Below are 1,604 nucleotides of genomic sequence, written 5' to 3'. Positions count from 1 at the left end.
CGTCCATCGTGATAAACAAAAAGAGGATGAGGAAAAAAATAAAATTTTAACTGATATAAAATTAAAATTTTTACGTATTCGTGAAAAAGGTTTACCTGATATAGAATCCTATGGTACAACAGTCTTCTCTAGGACTAGTAGAGCAGATAGAGATTTAAACAAAATTATAAAAAAAGTTTTAGATTGGTTATCAGAAGATAAACCAAGCATTGAAGTAGATGTACATAAAGACAGATTTAATATACTTGAGCAAATTACTCAGATAAAAATTGAAAATAGTCTTAGTGAAAAATTCCCTAATCTTGCGAAGGAATGGAATATTGAGAAAAACGCTCCCCTGATGCCAGAACATGTACAATCACAATCAAATCTTCAAGTTTGGTGGAAGTGTAAAAAAGGGCATGAATGGGAGGCAACAGTTGCTCATCGGACAAATTTGAAGCGTCCTACAAATTGCCCTTACTGTAAAGGTAAAAAACCTTCAGTAGATTATAACTTGGCTGTTGTTAATCCAGCACTTGCAAGACAATGGCATCCGTCCAAAAATGACAAATTAAGACCAAATGACGTAGTTCCAAATTCGTCTTTAAAGGTATGGTGGTTAGGGGGATGTGGACATGAATGGGAGGCAACTGTTGCTCACAGGACAAATTCTACAAATTGTCCTTATTGTAGGGGATTACGTACAGATAGTTCAAACTCACTGCAAGCATTAAATCCCCAAATAGCCTCTCAATGGCACGCATCTAAAAACGGTGATCTGACCCCAAGCGATGTACCTATTCATTCGCATAAAAAAATTTGGTGGATTTGTGAAAGTTATCATGAATGGGAGGCATTAGTCAGCAACCGCACTAAAGGAAGTGGTTGTCCCTACTGTTCTAGAAAAAAATCATCTGAATCTACAAATCTTTTTGTAGAAAATCCAGAGTTGGCTTCTCAATGGCATCCTATTAAGAATAAAGAATTAACTCCGTATGATGTGTTATCAGGATCTAACAAAAAGGTATGGTGGATTTGCGAAAAAAATCATGAGTGGAGAGCAAGTATCGCTTCTAGAGCTGGTGGTGGGTATGGATGTCCCTTTTGCTCAGGGAGATATGCAACATCAGAATATAATTTGGCAATTGTAAATCCAAATCTCGCTGAGGAATGGCATTTGGATAAGAATTTAGCATTAACGCCATATGATGTAACTCCTGGTTCTGGGAAAAAGGTGTGGTGGAAGTGCAGGTTGAATGGGCACGAATGGCAAGCTATTATAGGAAATCGTCATAAACATGGAACAGGATGCCCAATTTGTAGAAAAAAAAGATAAATTTTTAAAAGTGCCCATTAATGGAAAGCCATATTTTATAAATTTTGATTCGAACAACCGAATCATTATATGAAGATGTTGATGTTGATGTTGATGGTGTTTTGAAAAATGATTACAAATAAGGCTTCTTCCTTAATTAAAGGGTGCTATTCTTCATAACGATTTTCAACAATCGGGTGCGTTTATCGAAGTTAAAAGCCTAATTCCTCGATAAAAAATGGAGGGATTAGGCTTTTTCCTATTTCAATATCAATGATTTTATCCTATTGGTAAATGCATTGGCAGC

General features: G+C 36.0%; 1 protein-coding gene. It reads left to right on the top strand.

Annotated elements, in window-relative coordinates:
- Positions 1 to 1,318: zinc-ribbon domain-containing protein (locus V7266_RS30425; RefSeq protein ID WP_335473006.1), on the top strand; the 1,318-nt coding region annotated here is incomplete at its 5' end.
- Positions 1,319 to 1,604: the final 286 nt, after the last annotated feature.

The organism is Neobacillus drentensis (assembly GCF_036965645.1).
GTDB lineage: Bacteria > Bacillota > Bacilli > Bacillales > Cytobacillaceae > Neobacillus > Neobacillus drentensis_D.
The sequence above is the reverse complement of the archived record's forward strand: the minus strand, read 5'-3'. Positions and strand labels throughout refer to the sequence as shown.